This is a genomic window from Candidatus Hydrogenedentota bacterium (assembly GCA_035450225.1).
Classification (GTDB): Bacteria; Hydrogenedentota; Hydrogenedentia; order Hydrogenedentales; family SLHB01; genus DSVR01.
This window is the reverse complement of record DAOTMJ010000014.1, coordinates 49,893-69,230: the sequence shown is the minus strand read 5'-3', so window position 1 is coordinate 69,230 and position 19,338 is coordinate 49,893. Positions and strand designations below refer to the sequence as shown.

Annotated in this window: 10 protein-coding genes, 2 tRNA genes and 1 pseudogene; 7 read left to right on the top strand and 6 right to left on the bottom strand. The window is 60.0% G+C overall.

Annotation, left to right across the window (positions count from 1 at the left end):
• Positions 1 to 247 precede the first annotated feature (247 nt).
• Positions 248 to 2,722: a glycosyltransferase family 39 protein gene (locus P5540_09975; protein ID HRT65142.1), complete on the bottom strand. Its 2,475-nt coding sequence runs from the start codon at positions 2,720 to 2,722 to the stop codon at positions 248 to 250.
• A 227-nt stretch (positions 2,723 to 2,949) separates the two neighbouring features.
• On the opposite strand from P5540_09975, the gene P5540_09970 reads away from it, so the two are divergent.
• From P5540_09970 to P5540_09955, 4 genes are all read left to right on the top strand, one after another.
• Positions 2,950 to 5,508 (top strand): FG-GAP-like repeat-containing protein, encoded by a 2,559-nt coding sequence (locus P5540_09970; GenBank protein HRT65141.1) that lies wholly within the window; start codon positions 2,950 to 2,952, stop codon positions 5,506 to 5,508.
• Positions 5,509 to 5,631: 123 nt separating this feature from the next.
• Positions 5,632 to 6,534 carry a decaprenyl-phosphate phosphoribosyltransferase gene (locus tag P5540_09965; GenBank protein HRT65140.1) on the top strand — a complete coding sequence of 301 codons (903 nt, stop codon included), beginning with the start codon at positions 5,632 to 5,634 and terminating at the stop codon, positions 6,532 to 6,534.
• Complete coding sequence (locus P5540_09960) at positions 6,531 to 7,877, top strand: glucose-1-phosphate adenylyltransferase (GenBank protein HRT65139.1); 1,347 nt, start codon at positions 6,531 to 6,533, stop codon at positions 7,875 to 7,877. Before P5540_09965 ends, P5540_09960 begins: the two co-directional genes overlap by 4 nt.
• A gap of 72 nt (positions 7,878 to 7,949) precedes the next feature.
• The gene (locus P5540_09955; GenBank protein HRT65138.1) at positions 7,950 to 9,377 is read left to right on the top strand and encodes an MFS transporter; all 1,428 of its coding nucleotides are present in this window, start codon (positions 7,950 to 7,952) and stop codon (positions 9,375 to 9,377) included.
• 172 nt (positions 9,378 to 9,549) lie between these two features.
• Here P5540_09955 and P5540_09950 read toward each other — a convergent pair whose 3' ends face one another.
• The 3 genes from P5540_09950 to P5540_09940 all read right to left on the bottom strand — a co-directional run bounded on the left by P5540_09950 (position 9,550) and on the right by P5540_09940 (position 11,141).
• Positions 9,550 to 10,005, bottom strand: coding sequence for a hypothetical protein (locus P5540_09950; GenBank protein ID HRT65137.1), 456 nt, complete (start codon positions 10,003 to 10,005; stop codon positions 9,550 to 9,552).
• 77 nt (positions 10,006 to 10,082) lie between these two features.
• Positions 10,083 to 10,961: a UDP-N-acetylmuramate dehydrogenase gene (gene murB, locus P5540_09945; protein HRT65136.1), complete on the bottom strand. Its 879-nt coding sequence runs from the start codon at positions 10,959 to 10,961 to the stop codon at positions 10,083 to 10,085.
• A 103-nt stretch (positions 10,962 to 11,064) separates the two neighbouring features.
• Positions 11,065 to 11,141, bottom strand: a tRNA-Val gene (locus tag P5540_09940).
• Between the two features lie 156 nt (positions 11,142 to 11,297).
• On the opposite strand from P5540_09940, the gene P5540_09935 reads away from it, so the two are divergent.
• Together P5540_09935 and P5540_09930 are read left to right on the top strand one after the other, a co-directional pair.
• Positions 11,298 to 14,462, top strand: a complete 3,165-nt coding sequence (locus P5540_09935; protein HRT65135.1) for a PKD domain-containing protein — start codon at positions 11,298 to 11,300, stop codon at positions 14,460 to 14,462.
• 105 nt (positions 14,463 to 14,567) lie between these two features.
• Positions 14,568 to 14,762 (top strand): hypothetical protein, encoded by a 195-nt coding sequence (locus tag P5540_09930; GenBank protein HRT65134.1) that lies wholly within the window; start codon positions 14,568 to 14,570, stop codon positions 14,760 to 14,762.
• A 268-nt stretch (positions 14,763 to 15,030) separates the two neighbouring features.
• On the opposite strand, the pseudogene P5540_09925 reads toward P5540_09930, so the two are convergent.
• Positions 15,031 to 15,238: pseudogene (locus P5540_09925) on the bottom strand (DUF433 domain-containing protein).
• Between the two features lie 41 nt (positions 15,239 to 15,279).
• Positions 15,280 to 15,356 (bottom strand) — tRNA-Arg (locus P5540_09920).
• A 249-nt stretch (positions 15,357 to 15,605) separates the two neighbouring features.
• Between P5540_09920 and P5540_09915 the strand changes: the two genes are divergently transcribed.
• The gene (locus tag P5540_09915; GenBank protein ID HRT65133.1) at positions 15,606 to 18,986 is read left to right on the top strand and encodes a mechanosensitive ion channel; all 3,381 of its coding nucleotides are present in this window, start codon (positions 15,606 to 15,608) and stop codon (positions 18,984 to 18,986) included.
• Positions 18,987 to 19,338 lie beyond the last annotated feature (352 nt).

Sequence of the window (19,338 nt, the reverse complement as noted above, 5' to 3'; positions counted from 1 at the left end):
ACACTTTTCTACTTGAATTTTATATCAAAAAATTCCAGATGTCAACAGATTTCTTTTTTTTCGATATTCTTTCATTTTTTGAAAACGCCCTGAATTAATCCCCACGTTTTTAAATATACACATTTGGCTCAATAAACAGGGGTAAGATGAAGTGGCAAGGAATGAATGGATCGGAATGGACTCCCTTGGACAAATCTCGCCCCTCCCCTCCAATTCCATAGAAATGGGGAAAAAAGGGATCGTCAACTCATTGCAACAGTCTGAAAATCCGGTAGGCGCGTCCGTCTTCGCCGTGTTCATAGACCCAAATGTCCACACGGGGGATATCGGCCTCAATTTCGACCCTTGCGCGGTAGGTTTGCCGGGCCGGCACGACGATTTCTCCGGGCCATGCCGTACAAACGGGGCTTTCGGGCCGCATGTCCTTCATGCGCGTGGTTTTGATCAGGGCCAGCCAACCGATGTTCACATAACTTTCCGGCAGGCCTGGGTTGGGCCTCGCCTCCACCCGTATCGGAATCGTGGACAATCCTTCCGGAATGGCAACCGGCTGCGAACGGACCCAATGCCATCCGCCAAGGTCCTCGCGGTTTCGCAACTCCGGCCCAAACAGGTTGCTGTTGCCAATCCACACGTCGAATTCGGCGCGCGACGCGGCCCTCTCGCCCGGAGTCCCCAGCACATAGATCATCGGAATGAATTCCCCGGCGGGCAGCGCCACGTCGCCCAGAAGAGTATCCGCGCCGGATCGCAAGGTGGCCGAGGGCACGGAAATCTCGTATTCCCTTGGCGGCGGCTCCGTGTTGTACAGTGGGGCAATTCGCCAGACGTCGCGCTCGGGATTGTTTTCGATCAGCGACGCCAAATCCACCAGGACATCCGAGGCGACCAGGTGGACTTCGCAGTGAACAGGCGCCCCGGATCGGTTTTCGATGGCAAAACCGATGGTGCGCGCCGGGGCGTCGCCGGAAACCATGCGGAACGGTTCTCCGCCGGCCGCGTCATCGAAGCGCAACTCCAGGTTTCCCCGGCGCGCCTCGATGGGACACGCAACCAGTCCCGCATCCGGGCGTGTCTTGGTATACGGCCCATTCATGGCGCCGGCATACGTCAAATCGGCGGAGACGCCGTCGTCGCGGGTGCGCGCGATCGCATGGATGGGTTCGCCCGCGGCATTGTTGACGTAGAGGAACACTTCGATGTTCTTGAAGGACTGATGAAGCGTTTCGACGAGATGCGCATCCATCCATCGCCAGGTATCCATGGGATTTTTCGGGAAATGTTCCCGTTCCCATTCCGCGAAAACGAACCAAATCCGGCGCTTGTCCTTCACGACGGGATAGGGGAAATGCGGAAAATAGCGGTCCATCACCACATCGTCCGTGTTGCGCGGCGTGCTTCGTTCCACATATTTCCGAAAGGCCGCGCTGGGCGATCCGGTATACATCAGCCGTTCGCGGAAGCCGTACCAGTAAAAGGGCAGATACGACGCCACGCCGCCGTGGACAACCACGTCGCCCTCCTGCCACCGGTCCGCAATGAACCGGGCCGCGCGGTCCGAGTCCATCGCGGGATGCACGCCCGGCCGGTGCGGCATTTCATGGAGCGGAAAACGCTCGTGGTAACGTTCATTCAGCGAAAAGGCCCCGATCAACGCCACCGTTCCTGCCGCGGCGATCCCCAACGAGGCCGGCCGAAAGGCCGCGACCGCCATGCCCGCAAGCACGAAGAGCGCCATGGCATACGGGATCATCGAACGAATCAGAAATGCGCTCTGGGTGACGTGGGACAGCGCGTAAATCATGAGGACCGGCAGCACAAACCACATGCCCAGAAACAACGCCGCGTACCGGTTGCGTTTCCATACCACGACGAATCCGGCGGCCACGAGCAGATGGAACAGGATCATGGCGAAATAGAAATAGGGCTTCAGATCCGAATAGCCGAATGCAATGGCCTTAAGGAAAAACAGGAACGTCATGGGATTCGGCGCCGGGACCCACCAGTCCGGCGCCAACAAAAGCGTGTCCTGCGTTTTTTTGAGGATCAGGGGCAGCACCGGCGCGACCAACAACGCCCCCCCGGCATTTCCGAGGATCCAGCCCGTGAAACGATTCCCGTGTTTGCGCAGCCGGATCAGCATCCACAGATTGAGCGCCACCAGCAACGGGGCGGCGAACAGTTCGGTATGACATGCCAGACCGGCCGTAAAGGCATAGGCGGCCCACCACCGGGGCCGGTTGCTTTCGGCGGCTTCGAACAGGCAGTAGCCCATGACGCACACCACGCCCGGAAGGTAAATATATTCCTTGAGTTCTTGGGAATGGTGCACATGCAGGGGATTGACCGCGAGCAGGAATGCCGCGGCAAGGCCTGCGCGCACGCCTCCCAGACGCTTGCCCAAAAAATACACCGCAACCAAGGTCGCCGTGCCCGTCAACGCCGGAAGGAGGCGCATCGTCCATTCGGTGTGGTCCATTCCCAGCCAACGCCACGCCTGAACCAGCACATAGGTCAGCGGCGGATGATTCGCCAGCATGTTGCCCTGGAACATTTTCAGGAGATCTTCGCCGGCGATCAGGCCATGCACTTCGTCCTGCCAATAGGGACGCGACCCCAACCAGAGCAGGCGCAGCGCCAAACCCAACAACACGATGGCCGCCAGCGCCCATCGCTCGCGGGCATTGGCCGCCTGCCGGGCGGAAAACACCGAGTCGTTCATACACGCCCTCATCCCGAAAACACGCCGGTTGCGCATCGCAGCCGGACCCGCCGCGATAATACCCGATTGGGCCGTTCGATACGAGTTCAGCCCATGGCGTAAATCAGGACAGGCGCATCCCCGTATGGCGGATATCCAACAACCTGCTTTAGCCGTTTGTGCGTTTCATGCACGATTACCAAGCACGAGATTGGCATGGACCATCGCGTAATGAGAAAATACAAGGCATGTTTGCACTGGCGTCGTTTTTCATGTCGTGGCTCGTTTCGGCTCCCGGCGATTGGCCGGAAGTGCGCCAGAACGCTCATTTGACGGCCTGCCAACCCATGCCGGGCGCGATGCGCGCCGCGCCTGAATGCGACGCGAAATTCGACTTGGGCCGTTCACAGCCGCCGCTCACGATCGTGAAAGGAGCCCACGGTCCGCGGGCGTTGGCCGTCGTGGCCGGCGCGCTCCACGCGTACGAACCCTCCGGCGCGCTGTTGTGGACATCTCATCCATCCGGCCTCAACTTTACCACGATCGTATCGGCCGATGATTTCGACGGCGATGGACAACCCGACATCTTGCTGTCCGCGGGACGCCCCGCGGAACCGTTTGGGGCTGCGGTGATCGTCTCGTTGGCCGACGGCGCGGTGCGCTGGCGATACGATGTCGAACCCATGTCGTACGCATGGTATCTTTACGCGGGCGATTACCTCCCCGATACGGCATCCAAGCAAATCGCCGTCATCGTGCACGCCTATCCGCCGGACAAGGACAACGGATACATGGCCTTGTTTGCCTCGCCCCATTCCGGCGAGCCTCCGCAACAGAAATGGCGGTACGACTTTTCCGAATACACCTGTTTTCCGTCTTTTCTCCAAACCGATCTGGACGGCGACGGCGTAAAGGAACTCGCGGTCGAAACCCATAGCCGGATGTGGCTTCTCGATGCGGTTACCGGGGCCGTCAAGCAATTCCTGGAATGGGATGTTTCACCAGGCAATGTTCGCAGCTATGGCCATGTCGAATTCGTTGACCTCGACAAAGACGGACGCGAGGATTTCCTGTGCATCGCGAATTTCGCACAACATCATGAAGTCCTGTTGAACCGGGGCGGAAAACTCGAAAAGGCATGGCATTACGGTTGGCCGGAAAGTGTGACGACCGGCAAAGTGGCGACGGTTTGGGCTGAACCGCCCCACGCGGACATAGACGGCGACGGGCGATATGAAATCGTCCTTTCGATGTTCAATGCCGAAAACGACCGTGCGTGGCAAGTCCGCGTGTACGATGCCGTATCGGGCGCGGTCAAGTACCGGTATGCCGGCATGATCGTCGCGGCTTGCGCCGATCTCGATGGCGATACCATGGTGGAAATTCTTGGCAATGCGAGTTCCGATCCGAGCCAGACGGTCTTGTCCGGAGCGCATGCGCTGAAGGTGAAGGACGGGGCGTTGGCGCCGGTGTGGAGCGACGACACGGCAAAGGTCCTGCCGCACAAGGCCCAAGCGCATATTGAACGCGATGGCGCGGTCCTCGTGCTGGCGCTTGACGCGGACGGCGCGGCGCATACCACGCCGTGGCGCCCTCCCGCACAGGAAGAAAAACCGGATTGCAGCGCGATTCCCGCGACGCAAGGTCCACCGTTGCCCACGTTGCTCGCCGCCGATGTCAATAGCGACGGCATCAATGAACTGATTGTCTATCAGGAACCACGCATGCGCGTCTTGCATTGGGAGACCGGGATCCTCTCGCCTCTGGCTGAATACGAGAGTTCCGCGCCGCCCGCCTTCGCCGACTTCAACGGCGACGGCAAAACCGACTTGGCGCTCGTTCATGTCGCTGCCGGGCAAACTCCCATGGTTGAAGTCGTCTCGCCGGCGCTCGAAAACAAACAACTGTGGCAAACGGTTTTTCCGCCTTCCGATCGAACGGGACTTCCGCAACCCCGCAAGGCATACGCAAGGACAATCCGCCTAACCGGAAAAACAACACCCGATCTGTACGTCTGGGCCGGGGCGCCCATCGTGCGCAGCGCCGGCATGGACGGGCAAACGGGCGCCATCTTGTGGGACAAGGGCGAATCGCCGAATATCGAGCGTTACTGGGGACCCAGCGTCAACTTCGCTTCCACGTTCGATTTCAACCATGACGGCAAAGAAGACCTCCTATTCACCAACCCGGACTACTACTGCATCGCGGACGGCCCAACCGGCGCTCCGCTGTTGGGGCCCCTATATCCGCCCGAAATTTTCAAGCAACCCAGCCAGGGGCTGTACACCTATCCGGCTATATTGGAACGAAAGGGTCAGCCGCCGGTGGCATGCCTTGTGGCAGGGCACTATTTCCAAGCGGGCATGACGTTGAACGCCGATCCCCTGTGGCACACGCTGCCGCGTGTCGGCGAGAATCGCTCGGGTATGGAAGCCTTTATGCGGGCGTCCGACGGCACATGGCTTATGGGGTTTGGACGCCAAAACGGGCGCTTTGCGTGTCTCGATGCCGCCACGGGCCAAGTCCGCTGGGAACTCCCGGTTGATGCGGCCTGCTCGGATGCCGCGGCGTGCGACATTGACGGCGATGGCCGTTTCGAGTTTGTGTTCGGCACAAGCCACGGACAGTTGATGGCGGTGGGGGATAACGGCACGACAGGACAAATCCTCTGGAAAAGCGAAGACCTTCCAGCGGTTGTGGGAGCGCCCATTATCGCCGATCTCGATAGCGACGGACGTTGCGAGATCGCCTGCGCGGCCTCCGATGGTTACGTGCGCGTCTTTGCGGCTCCGGTAAACAGGCCATAGCGCCCGATCCGGAAAAGAATCCGGCCACGGGTCCAACAAGCCAATAAAAACGGGCAGGAAAATCCTCTTGATTCTTTTCGCAGGGGTGGGGCACAATGCGTTCCGTTATCGGTGGCGCACACAATGATCGGTACGATAGTCAAAGCCCTTCGCGTCTATCAGTGGTCGAAGAACCTGCTGGTGTTCGCGGCGCTTCTATTCGCGCAGCAACTCCAAATTCCGGCCCAATGTCTACGAAGCGTCATTGCCTTTGCGGCGTTCTGCGCGGCATCGAGCGCGATCTATCTGTTCAACGATCTCATGGACATCGAAAACGATCGGGCGCATCCCGAAAAATGCACGCGCCCGCTGGCCAGCGGCGCCTTGGGCACGGGAACGGCGAAAGCGATGATTGCGGCGCTTCTGGCGGCGGCGGCCGTGCTGGCCCTGCAACTCAACCTGAGGTTCTGCGCGATTCTGGCCTTCTACGTCGTGCTTATCATCCTGTACAGCCTTGTATTGAAACGGCTTGTCATCGTGGACGTGATGGTGGTCGCGATCGGTTTCGTGATTCGCGCAATGGCCGGGGCAATCGCCCTGTCGGTGACCTTTTCGAACTGGCTGGTCGTCTGCACGATGTTTCTTGCGCTTTTCCTTGGATTCAGCAAGCGCAGACATGAGATACAGTTCCTGAATGACGGCGCTACCGACCACCGTCCGGTGCTTTTGCATTACACGATTCCTTACCTGGATTCGCTGAATATCCTCGTCGCGGGGGCCACGCTCATCACCTATACCATTTACACCTGCTCGCCGGAGGTCGTGTTGCGGCTGGGCACGGACAAACTCTATCTCACGCTGCCCTTCGTGGTCTACGGACTGTTCCGGTATCTGTATCTTGTGCAGCAACACCTCGACGGAGGCGATCCGAGCAATTCGCTGGTAAAAGACAAGCCGCTGGCCGCCACGGTGCTGCTGTGGGGCATGGCGTGCACCGGAATCATCTATTGGAAAGCGGCTATTCACTGGTGGAGGCTGACGCTGTGAAACGCGGATCAGGCAAGAAGGCAGGCGGCGGGCAATCCGCCAAGAAACAGGTGGATCTGGTCATTGGACACGACGTCATGGAACAGGTGGGAGCGATTGTCCTGGGCGGCGGCCGGGGCACGCGCCTGTATCCGCTGACGGCCCTGCGCGCAAAACCGGCCGTTCCGCTACTGGGACGCTACCGCCTCGTGGATGTTCCCCTGAGCCTGTGCATCCATTCCGGCATCAAGCGCATCATGGTCCTCACCCAATTCAACAGCGCCTCGCTCCACCGGCACATCGGCAACAGTTACCAGTTCGACCATTTTTCACGGGGATTCGTCGAAATTCTCGCCGCGGAACAGACCATGGAAAGCGGCGACTGGTACCAGGGCACGGCGGACGCCGTCCGCAAGCAATTGCGCCACATTCGTGACCTTGATGCGTCGCATTACCTCATTTTGTCGGGCGATCACCTGTACAGCATGGATTACCGGACGCTGATGCGCACCCATCTCGAAAACGACGCGGACATCACGGTCGCCACAGTGCCCGTGGGGGCACAGGCGGCGCGCGGATTCGGCATTATGAAAGTCTACAATACCGGGCGCATCCGCGAATTTGTCGAGAAACCCGCCACCGCCGCCCAACTCGAGCCTCTCGCGACGCCCCCGGCGCTGTTCGCCCGTTTCGGGCTGAAGACGGATCATCGCTATCTGGCCTCGATGGGCATTTACCTGATTCGCGCCGGCGTCCTCGAAACCATCCTTCGCGAACGTCCGGATTGGATTGATTTCGGCAAGCACGTCATCCCCTACTCGCTGCGAGAACGCAGGGTTTTCGCGCATCCCTTCGATGGATTCTGGGAAGACATCGGCACCGTGCGCTCGTATTACGAAGTCCACATGCGCATGGTATCGCCCAATGTGCCGTTCCGCATGTTCGATCAGGATCGCCTGTTTTATACGCATCCGCGCCTCCTGCCCGGTTCGCGTTTTCAGGACGCGCGCATCAGGGACTCGATCGTCTGCGAAGGGTGCCGCATACGCAACGCCTCGATTCAGCGATCGGTCATCGGCATCCGCAGCCTCGTCAACGATCGTGTAAGTATCAATCGCAGCGTAATCATGGGCGCGGACTATCTCGAAGTTCGCCATCCCGACGCGGCCGTTCCGATGGGCATCGGCGAAGGCTCGATCATCTCGTGCGCCATCGTGGATAAAAACGCCCGCATCGGAAAGAACGTCGTCATTCGCGGATCGAAACGGCTGGCCGATTGCGACGGCGACGGATATGCCGTCCGCGACGGCATCGTCGTCGTAATGAAGAACGCTGTCATTCCGGACGGCACGCATGTCGAGTAGTCTTCCGCACCGGCGTGATTCGGCGTTCATCGAAGCGTAGAGCCAATTCGGGGACAAATGGAAAAATCGGGCATGATTGCATCCCAATCCAACAATGGAAGTGAATTTTTACGGATCGAGGGGCTGGCGCTTTTCCTGGGCTGCATCGCCATTCAACTCATTACCGAGGTCATGACCCAGTGGGGCGCGTATTTCTATTCGCCCCCATCCGGCGGCGGCAGCATCGTATACGTCGCCATCGGCCTGGCCGGCACGATGTTCGTCGTCACCTACATCGTTTCGGCCTTGTCGGATCCGCTCATCGCCTTGTGGTCCGACCGGACCGACACCCGCGGACGCCGGCGGCTGGTTCCCCTCGCGGGCCGGCGACGCCCCTTCATTTTCTGGGGCTCCATTGGAGTAACGGTTACCGGCATCCTGTTCTGGCATCCGCCGCTTGCGCACACTTCCATCGCCAATTTCCTTTACGGCACGGCCATCCTGTGCATTCACTGGGGACTTTTTGTAGCCATGTGCACGACGCCGTTCAATGCGCTCGGCCCGGAAATCGCCCGGACGAAAGAAGGCCGCGTCCGCATCGGCACGTGGATTGCCGCCGGCATGATTGTCGGTCTGGCCATTGCCGAAATTGCGCCGGGCATCCTTGTGGACCTGCTCGCCCCCGCACGGACCGAACCCCTGCCCGAAGACGGCATCGTCCCCGTGTCGCCGGAAGGATTCCAACGCATGGCGATCCTCTTTTCGGCGATAGCGCTGCTCTTTTTCCAGTTCACCGTCTGGACCGTCCGGGAACGATACCACTCGGAAGATCAATCGGTAATCGCCCCGCCGCTCGCCGTTGTCGCGCAAACCCTGCGCAATACCGTATTCCTTCGCTACATCCTTATTTTCTTTCTATTCAACCTCGGTTACCTCGCGGTGCAGCGCGTCCTGCCGTACTGGGCCAAGGTGGGGCTTCACGGAACCGAAAGCACCGTCTCGCTGCTCATGGCGCCGTATATCGTCTTCGCGCTGCTGGCTCTTGCGCTGACCGATCGCCTGTCCCGTTACCTGCCCGTCAAATGGATGATCTTCCTCTCGCTCGCAATCATCACCTCCGGCCTTCCCATGATGTACGTCATCGGCGTCTGCGGCTTGAGCGACCACGTAAAGACCCTACTCGGCGCGGCCTTGTTTGCCTATTGCGGCATCGGCCAGGGCATGCAGTACGTTCTTCTGACGCCCATGATCGGCGAAATCATTGACTACGACGAGCGCCGTTCCGGCGAACGCCGCGAAGCCATCTATCAAAGCGTCAGCGGCCTCGCATGGAAAGGTTCCCAGGCGCTCTCCGTTTATGTCGCGACGCTGACAATGGGCTTTTGGGGAAATTCAATCGAAAACCCCACCGGCATCTTCCTTGTCGGTCCCATCGCCGGACTCTTCGGACTCTGCGCCATGGCCGTCTGCTGGACCTATCCCGTCCTCCACGTCACACGCGAAAGCCCCGAAAAAGAGTGAAGCGCCACTTGTTCGTGCCGTGCGGAATTCACCAACCTGACATTATTCGCGGTTGCGGGTCCGTCAATGCCGGCTGGCCCGGCGCGCCTTGGCGGCCATGCGCCGAAGTAGCCACGGACAAAAGAGTTTTGCCGTGGCCGCGGTAAAGAGGATAAGGCTGGACGTATGCGCCTTATGCCATTACCGGCGGCGCCGGACAGGCGTTTCCAGCCCGGCCCGTCGGATGCTCGCCATGGCGATTCAGACAGGCCACCGCCTCCCGGACCGACGCCAGAAACGGAATGGCATTGAACAGACCAAACGGGTCCATGCCGGCGGAGTCGAAAACGGCGCGCGGCACAACGGCGGTGTGCGCAAGATAGCAAACCCTGCCGTACCGGTCGGGTTCGGGCAACCGCACCATATTGGACGCGACGGGCCGTCCATCCGGTAGTACGAAACACGCCTGCTTCGCGCCGGGCGCCGATTCAACCGGAAAAGAAAGCAGATGCTTTTCGATTTCGCGCGCCGCGACGGCCGAAAGGCCGGGCTGCGTGTAACAAAGCATTTGATGCCCCTCGAATCCGTTCGGCGACTGTTCCCGGCCCAACCGCAGATAAACATGTTGCCAGACTTCAATTCTCGCCATCGTCCCCGCACCTCGTTTATCCGCCGCGAATAAGGCTTGTCCGCCCGAAAGTGCAAGCGGCGCCATGTCCGCTGGACTTACACAATGATGCGCACTTCTTCCTCAAGGCGGATGCCGAATTGTTCATGTACGCGCTGCTTGCAGAGTTCAATCAGCGCGAGGATGTCGTCGAAGGTGGCGCGATCCTCGTTCATGATGAAATTCGCATGCCGCGGGCTGACCACCGCGCCACCGACACGCGTGCCCTTGAGCCGGCATGCTTCGATCAGGCGTCCCGCATGATCGCCGGGCGGATTCTTGAACACGCTCCCACAGCACAGCCCCTGCGGCTGCGTATCGCGGCGCCGTGCCATGTAATGCGCGAAAACCTCGCGCTGATCCCTGTCCGACGGTTGAAATTGGAATACGCCGCCGATCACGAAATCCCGCCGGCCGCAGAACGTCTGGCTGCGATAGGCGTAATCGTCTTCGGTGACGAAAAAGGTCTGCGGCGCGTCATCGGTTTCGCGCATGATGGCCACCGATTCGAGCCACTGGCACGTGGCGCCGTTCACCGTGCCCGCGTTCATGACGATTGCCCCGCCGACCGAACCCGGAATCCCCGTTAGGCCGCCCGTCGCGTCGTAATTGTTCGGAACGATGATTTCGCGCACCAGCCATTGCAGATCCACGCCCGATGCAATCCGGTAGCGGTCTTCTCCCAGTGGCGTGACGTCCGCCAGTCCCCGCGTAAACAACACGACGCCCGCAAAGCCGTTGTCGGACACGAGCAGGTTCGAGCCGCGTCCCATGACGAACATCCGCTCCGCGTTTCGCACGGCCCACGCGAAAGCCTGCGCGGCTTCCCCCGCATTGCGGGGAAACAGCGCCCACTCCGCCGGGCCGCCAACCTTGTAAAAGGTTTCGGGAGCGAGCGGATAGTCGGGCTTTGCAAAATCAAACGGCGGTGTCTTCATCACAGTCCGATTGTACCATAGACAAGAAGTGAAATAACCCGGCTTGCAGGGCAATCGCAGTAAAAGTGGTTTTACGGATAGAGAATTTCGAGTAGGAAGAAAATGGTGGGCGATACTGGACTTGAACCAGTGACCCCTTGCATGTCAAGCAAGTACTCTAACCACCTGAGCTAATCGCCCATGTCGAAAGCCATTCTATCAGCCGCGTGTTTTGTTGTCAAATGAACGAATGCGGCTAAGCCGTGTTATACTGTTTTCGTTTTGATTTGGATTTTCGACCGGCGTGCCGGACCGGGATATCGTAATCGCCGCCGTGGGCGGGAAAGGGTTTGCATCATGACGAACCATATTCGCTTTGCAATGGCCGCGGCGCTTGTGTATGCCTCCGGCGCGGCGGGGGCCGTATGGCATGTAAATGTGAACAGCACCGCGCAATCGCCCGACGGGGTCTCGTGGGCCACGGCGTACCGGACGATTCAGGAAGGGATTGATGCGGCCTTTGGCGCGGGCGGCGGAGAAGTCTGGGTCGCGGCGGGCGCCTACAACGAATCGCGCGCGTCGAACGAGTCGAATTCGCTGCTGCTGAAATCCGGCGTCGCCGTCTACGGCGGGTTTGCCGGCGTCGAAACGGCGCGCAATCAGCGTGACTGGGCCGCGCGCGCCACCCTTATTGACGGCAACACGCAAGGCGGGCGCGCGTATCATGTCGTCATCGGTTCGGACAATGCCACGCTGGACGGTTTCACCGTCACCGGCGGCAGCGCAAACGGCCCCAACCCGCATATCCGCGGCGGCGGCATCTACAACGTGTCCGTCAGCCCCACGATCGCCAACTGCACGATCGCCGGCAATACCGCCCAGAGCGACGGCGGCGGCATCTACAATTCCAACGCCAGCCCCTCCATCGTCAACTGCGTCGTTTCGGGCAACCGGGTCGTCGGCACGGGACGCGGTGGCGGCATCTACAATTCCACCAACGCCTCACCCGCCATCGAGGCATGTGTGTTTTTCACCAACCAAGCCACGTATGGCGGCGCCGTCGCCAACCGGAATGGTTCGTCGGCCATGCTGATCAACTGCGTTTTCCGCAGCAACAGCGCCACGCAAGGCGGCGCAATCTTCAACGATGGTTCCGCCGCGGATATCCGCAATTGCACCCTTCATGGCAATGCGGCCACCAGCAAGGGCGGCGGCATTTACAATACCGCGTCCGCGCCCGGCGTCGTCAACAGCATTGTCTGGAACAACACGCCCGATCAGATCGCGGATGAGGCGGGTTCTTCACCGGTCATCGCCTATTGCGACATTCAAGGCGGCTATGCCTCGGGCACGAATGTCATCGCCCTTAATCCCATGTTTGTCAATGCCGCCTCGGGCATTCTCCAACTCAAAAACGATTCTCCCTGCATTGATGCCGGTTCGGACGACGAGGCGCCCAACACCGATATCCTCGGCGTGCCGCGCCCCCAATGCGCCGCCGCGGACATGGGCGCCTATGAACAGGAACCGCCGGTTGTCCGGTTCAGCGCGGACACGCTGTCGGGCGTCGTGCCGGCGATCATCCAGTTCACCGACGGTTCTTGCGTCGGCGAGGGCGCTGTGTATGAATGGGATTTCGGCGACGGCGGGAGCAGCAATGAGCAAAACCCATCGCATACCTATGCCACACACGGCACGTTTACCGTCACATTGGCCATCGGCAACGCTTCCACGTCCAAACAGGTCACCATCGCGGCGCGCCCCACGGCCGCCTTCACCGCCAACACGATCTCCGGCCCCGCGCCGCTCGAGGTCCAGTTCACCGATCAATCCACGCCCGGCAGTTCGCCCATCACGCAATGGGCATGGTCGCTCGGCGGCGGGCAGACGTCCACCAGCCAAAACCCCAGCCGCACGTTTTCCGAACCGGGCACTTATACCATTTCGTTGACGGTAACGAACGCCGTCGGCGAATCCACCGAAACCAAAACCGCATACATCACGGTCACTCCGCCTCTTTCCCCTTCCGCCGCGTTTTCCGCAAATGTTACAACGGGCGCCTCGCCGCTCATGGTCTTTTTCACGGACGAGTCCACGCCCGGCACATGGCCCATCACGGGATGGCTTTGGGATTTCGGCGACGGCCAAACCAGCACGCAGCAGAATCCAAGCCATTCCTATGCCCAGGATGGCGCGTACTCGGTTTCATTGACCGTGACCGCGCAACGGGGAACCGTCGTCAATCAGGATACGACCTCCAGGGAAAACTACATTTTCGCCTATACCCTGCCGGTTGCCGCGTTCAGCGCGGATCCGCCGCTGAACGGCGTCGCGCCCTTGAGCGTGCAATTCCACGATCAGTCCACCGCCTCGCCGAGCCAGCCCATTACGGCATGGGAATGGAATTTCGGCGATCAACAGACCAGCGATGAAAAGGATCCGCTGCACGTCTACACCGTGGCGGGAACTTACACCGTGTCGTTGAAAGTCACGACCAATGTGGGCAAGAGCGACACGAAAACCGTAGCCAGTCTCGTCACGGTCATGGTCATGCCGCAGGCCGATTTCAGCGCGAATCCCGTTGTGGGACTCGCCCCGCTGCAAGTCCAGTTCACCGATCTCTCGTCGCCCGGAAGCCAGCCCATCATCCAGCGGGTGTGGGATTTCGGCGATCAGACCGCCACAAGCACCGAGCAAAATCCCTTGCACACCTACGCCAATCCCGGCATCTACACCGTCCAATTGACCGTCACGACGAACGTGGGATCCGATCAGGAACGCAAAACGGATTACATCGTCGTGAACACGCTTCCCGTCGCGGGTTTCAACGCGGACATCACCTTTGGCTACGCGCCCATGACCGTTCACTTCACCGACCAGTCTACGCCCGGTAGCGCCGCCATCACGGCATGGGCATGGGATTTCGGCGACGGATCGCAGCCGAGCAACGAGCAAAATCCTGTGCATACCTTTTTGGTTGCGGGCGATTACGACGTGATTCTCACTGTAACCACGGCTGTCGGATCGGACAATTTCAGGCGCGTCATCCGGGTTCGCCGACCTCCCATGATCATCACCGACAACGCCATACTGCCCACGGCCACGGTCGGAGAACCCTACGCATTTACCTTCCACGTCGTACAGGGCACGCCGCCCTATCGCTGGTCTGTCACGCAGAAGACCGAGGGTCTCCCCCCCGGACTGGAATTGACCGAGGACGGCGTCTTGCAGGGCATTCCCACGAGCGACGGCGCCTACACCTTCCGCATTCGCGTCATGGATCAGTTCGACGACACCAGCGACAAGGGCTTCACCCTGACCGTCATCAAAGCGCCTGTCGGCGAAGGCGAGGGCGAAGGTGAGGGCGAAGGCGAACCCGCCGGCTGCATCGGAGGCGCCCTCAATAGACCCGGAACAACAGGCCCCTTCGGACCCGTCGCGGCGGATGCCTTCCTTGCGGCCGCCTGTGCCGCATTGCTGATCGCCACGCGTCCGGTCCGGCGCAACCGAACCGTCGCATAGAAAGAGAAAACCGGTCAAATGGAATAACTTGGCAACAGCAATAAAAAATGCTAAAATAAAGCATAGAGAAATCAGCGAGAATGCTGTTCCACGGGAGAGTCACGGATGCCGACCTATGAATATCACGCTATTCGGGCGGAAGGCGACGAGGAAAAATCGTTCGTGGGGGGCGTGGTCATTGCAAAATCCAGACATGAAGCCAAGGAGAAGCTCCGACAAAAGGGCCTGAAGGCGACCATGCTCCGTCAAGCCAAAGGCATAATGGCTGTCCTCAAATGGTTTGACGCGGATATCCGCTGAACAGATAAGCGTCAATCGTTCCTCGCATCATACGGCGAGTTTTCCTGTCGGAATCCTGTTTTTCACCCTCTTGTCTCAGAGCGAATCAAGTCAAGGCGGCAGAGCGCCGAGCGGCGCCGCAACTCGGCCGTCGAAAGTGCCTGTCGCGCCAGATTTCCCAAACATCCCAGACGAGACCGGAAACCGTTCGGAGAATGGAAAGAACCCGATTCAATCATGGAAGGAATTCAGGGCAATCTGTAGCCTGCTAAACATGGATTCTCAGCGGTCATACTCCAATAGGGTAGAGTTTCTCCGCATAGAGTACATCGCTGGCGTACTGAAAACACGCGTGGATGTCGTTGATAGCGATGCCAGGGTAGTTCCGCAAGATGTCGTCGTAAGTCCAGCCTTGTGCGAGGAGATCAGATGAACTCGACGGCAAGGCGCGTTCCCCGGATAACCGGCTTGCCAGCCAACACCTCTGAACCGCGCACGAGCCCGGGCGGGCGAAACCGCCACAATCCGCTGGAAACAATGGCGCGCCTGACTGGACTCGAACCAGTGGCCCTCGGCTTAGAAGGCCGATGCTCTATCCACCTGAGCTACAGGCGCGCAAATCAATTTGATTATCCCACATGGGCCGGCGTACTGCAAAATGATGGCGGGTGGCTCTTCCGTTCGTTCGACCCCTTCCAACCCTTCCAACTTTCATCCATATAGCTTCGAGCAACCACCCGCTTTCAACCATAAACCTTGACCCTTGTGCCTTGTGCCTTGTGTCTTGAACCATGAGCCTTATAACCGGGTTGTGGCGCGGCGGGCCGCGCTTGCCTATAATGGCGGACAAGGAGAAGCCATGCGATGAGCAGAAAGAACAAGGCCGGCCACGTTTTCATGGGCCTTCTGTGGATGGCGCTGGCTGCCGGTCTGCTTCATGCCCAAGAGCCGCCGGGCGGGGCCGTGGTCGAACCGCCGCCTGCCGCCGACGCGATCCAGTCGCGCATGGCCAATGTCCAGAGTCTGGATACGATTGAGCAGCCCCGAAAGGACGAGATCGCCGCCGTGTATGGCGAGGCGCTGAAGTTACTCAAGACGGCGGAAGAATGGAAAAGCAAGGCCGCGCCGTTCGGTCAGATTCTGGAAAACGGCCCGGGGCAACTGGTCCGCATGCAACTCGACGCTCTGGGCCAGCCGCAGACAGTCCGCATTGACGTGCCCAAAGAATCAACGTTGCTGGAACTGAATCACCGCCTTCTTCTGGCCGAGGAAGATCTCGGTCTTGCGCAGGCCAGGCAGGCCGCCATCGAACAGGAATTGGCACAACGGGGCGAACGCCGCAAAGAACTACCCGCACTGATTCTGAATGCGCGGCAGCGTCTGCGCGACCTGGCGTCCGTGACGTTCCCGCCGGACGCGTCCGAGTCGGACAAATTGCTGCTTGAGGCCCGGTATACGCTTGCGGGCGCGCAACGGTTTGCGATTGCCTGCGAGATTGACGCGCTCGAAAAGGAACTGCAAAGTTTCGATATTCGCGGCCAATTGCTCAAAGTGCAACTTGACGGCGCGGTCATGGAGGTTGAACAAAGGGAAAAGGCCGTTGGACTCTGGCGCGAGGCGGTAAGCGCCCGTCGCCAAGCTGATGCGCGCCAAGCCGCCGCGCAGGCGCGGGCCGACGTCATGGACGCGGCCAAGGCAAGTCCCGTCGTGCGGCAATACGCCGAAAAACTGGCCGCCGAAAATGCGGCGCTTGTCGAACGGCGCAACGGCCCGAAAGGCCTGATTGCACGCATTGACAAAGTGTCCGAGGATTTGCGCCGAATCGAATCATCACTGAAAATGGTGAAAGACGAATTCACCCGCGCACGCCAGAAAGCCGAATCGCTGGGATCGAGCAATGCCGTTGGGATCATGCTTCGTCAGAGTGGCACGCATCTGCCGGATCTCCGCGAGCATCGCCGCAATCTGCATATCCGGCAGTCCGAAATCGCCGCGATCCAGACGGAACGTGTCGGCCTTGGCGAGCAACGTGCAAGCATGGCCAACATTGAAAGCACCCTGCGCGAACTTGTCCCGCCGATAGAAGATCCCGCGCTCCAGCAACAGCAGACCCGCCTCTCCGCGAGTCTGCGCGGCTTGCTGAAAGCCAAGCGTGACGCCCTTGACGCGTTGATGGACGACTATGATGCGCTTTTCGAGAAACTGGTGGACGCCGATGCGAAAGAGCGCGAACTCATCGCCGAGACCGGGCGATTCGAGCAGTTCATAGACGAACGCGTGCTGTGGATCCGCAGTAATGGTTTGTTCGGCTGGGGCGAGGCGCGGACCTTGGCCGATTTGTTACGGTCCATCGCTAATCCGCAAACTGTCAAAACGATTCCCGGAACGATATGGACCGCTGTGGCTGAACGGCCGGCGGTGGATGGCGCCATAGCCATTGCGCTACTGTTGTTGATATGGTTTCGACGCTGGCTGGGATCCCGTCTTGTCGCGGAAGGCGCCTTGGCGTGCCGGTCTGCCTGCATCACTTTTATCCCCACGCTGCGCGCCATGGGGCATACCTTGGCCATGGTATTGCCGTGGCCCCTGTTGTTATGGCTCATCGGCGACCGTCTTGCCGCGGCCACGGGCGGAAGCGACCTCGTTCGCGCGGTAGGCGCCGCCGCTAAAAATGCGGCATGGGTTACGCTGGTTCTGTGCGCCGTGCGTGAATTTCTGTTTCCCGGCGGCTTGGCGACCGCTCACTTGGGGTGGGCGGAAAAGCCCGTCCGCACCCTTCGCAAGCACACCGGCTGGATGCTGGCGCTGGTTCCGGCGCTGGTCTTCATTTTGTCGCTTTCTTCCGGATTGGGCGACGAACGCATTGACGAATCCCTGGGCCGCTTGGCCTATCTGGCCGTTCTGGCGGTCTTTGCGCTGTTTGCCCATGTGATTCTGCGTCCGGCCAACGGCGCCGTTCCGCAATGGTACGCCCTGCGCACAGGCGCAAAATACCGATTCGAAGGCATTGCGCATGCCGCCGGCATTGCGATACCGATCCTGCTGGGATTGCTGACGGGATTGGGCTATTACTACACGGCGCACCGGCTCGGTGTGCGGCTTTTCGAGACGGCCGCGCTGGCGTTCGGCATCGGCGCCGCGCGCGGATGCGTTTCGCGCTGGCTCCTGCTGGCGCGCCGGCGCCTGGCCATGGATCGCGCGCGCGCGTTGCGACATGGACCGAAAGACAACGACACCACGGACATTTGCCGGGACGAGGCGCCGGAAATCGAACTGGGACGCATTGATCTCCAGATGAACCGCCTCATAAAGACCGTTGCGATGATAGGTCTTGTCGTGGGAATGTGGGGTATCTGGTCGCGCGAATTGCCCGCCTTGCGCATCTTCACCCAGATCGAAGTCTGGCGCGCGGAAGGTCTCGCCGCCGCGCCCGCCGCGCAGGCGCCCGCCAAAACCGACGCACAACCGGCGCCCGCGCCTTCCGCGCCCGCGGGAACGGCGCTGACCGTGGGCGATCTCCTGCTTGCGTGCATCTTCGCGGGCATGACGCTCGCCGCCACGCGCAACATCCCCGGCCTGCTGGACCTGACGGTGCTTTCGCGAACGCATTACATGCGCGGCGAACGCTACGCCATCACGACCGTGGCGCGCTATCTGATTGCCATGGTGGGCATCACCCTGACGTTCAATGCGCTGGGCATCGGATGGTCCAAAGTCCAATGGCTGGTCGCGGCGCTCAGCGTGGGACTGGGTTTCGGCCTCCAGGAAATCTTCGCCAACTTCGTCAGCGGCATCATCCTTCTGATCGAACGCCCCATTCGCGTGGGCGACACCGTAACCGTCGGCGGCGTCAACGGCATCGTCTCCCGCATCCAGATTCGCGCGACACGCATCACCGATTTCACCCGAAAAGAGCTGATTGTCCCCAACAAGGAATTCATTACGCGCCAAGTCATGAACTGGACCCTTTCCGACTCGATTGTGCTGGTAACCATCCCGGTTGGAATCGCGCGCAACGCCGACGCCGAACAAGCACAAGCCATCCTCTACAAACTTGCGGCCGGAATCCCACACGTCATGGCCAATCCCGCACCCGTCGTGCTGCTGGCCGGCATCGAAAAGAACACGCTGAAGTTCGAATTGCGCGTTTACTGCGAGGATGTGGACTTCACAGTGCCCGTTCAACACGACCTCAACATGGCCATTCACAAGGCATTCCGCGAGGCCGGCATCGAAACGGCCTGAAGAATGGGGGGCATACATGGAAAAACGTGGGCCTTGACATGTCCGGACGCACGGTGATGGATGGGGCGGAAGCGACAGTTCCACCGCCGCGGTCGGATCGGCATTCTTGACCGGCTCGTACACGGCGGGGCTTTTCCTGATTGTCGCCTGCTCGCTGGCCGCGGCCGCGACACTCTCTATCCTGCCTGACGATTAAAGTACTGACGTGGGCGTTACCCACAACCCAGTTTCTCCTCGTGCTCGTACTCGTACTCGCAATCAAAACCCCGCAATTTTCGCACTTCGCCCAATAAAAGGCTTGCGGGACCTAAAAGGCATCAGCCTATTTTGTGTTTGGTCCTTTTCATCCTTG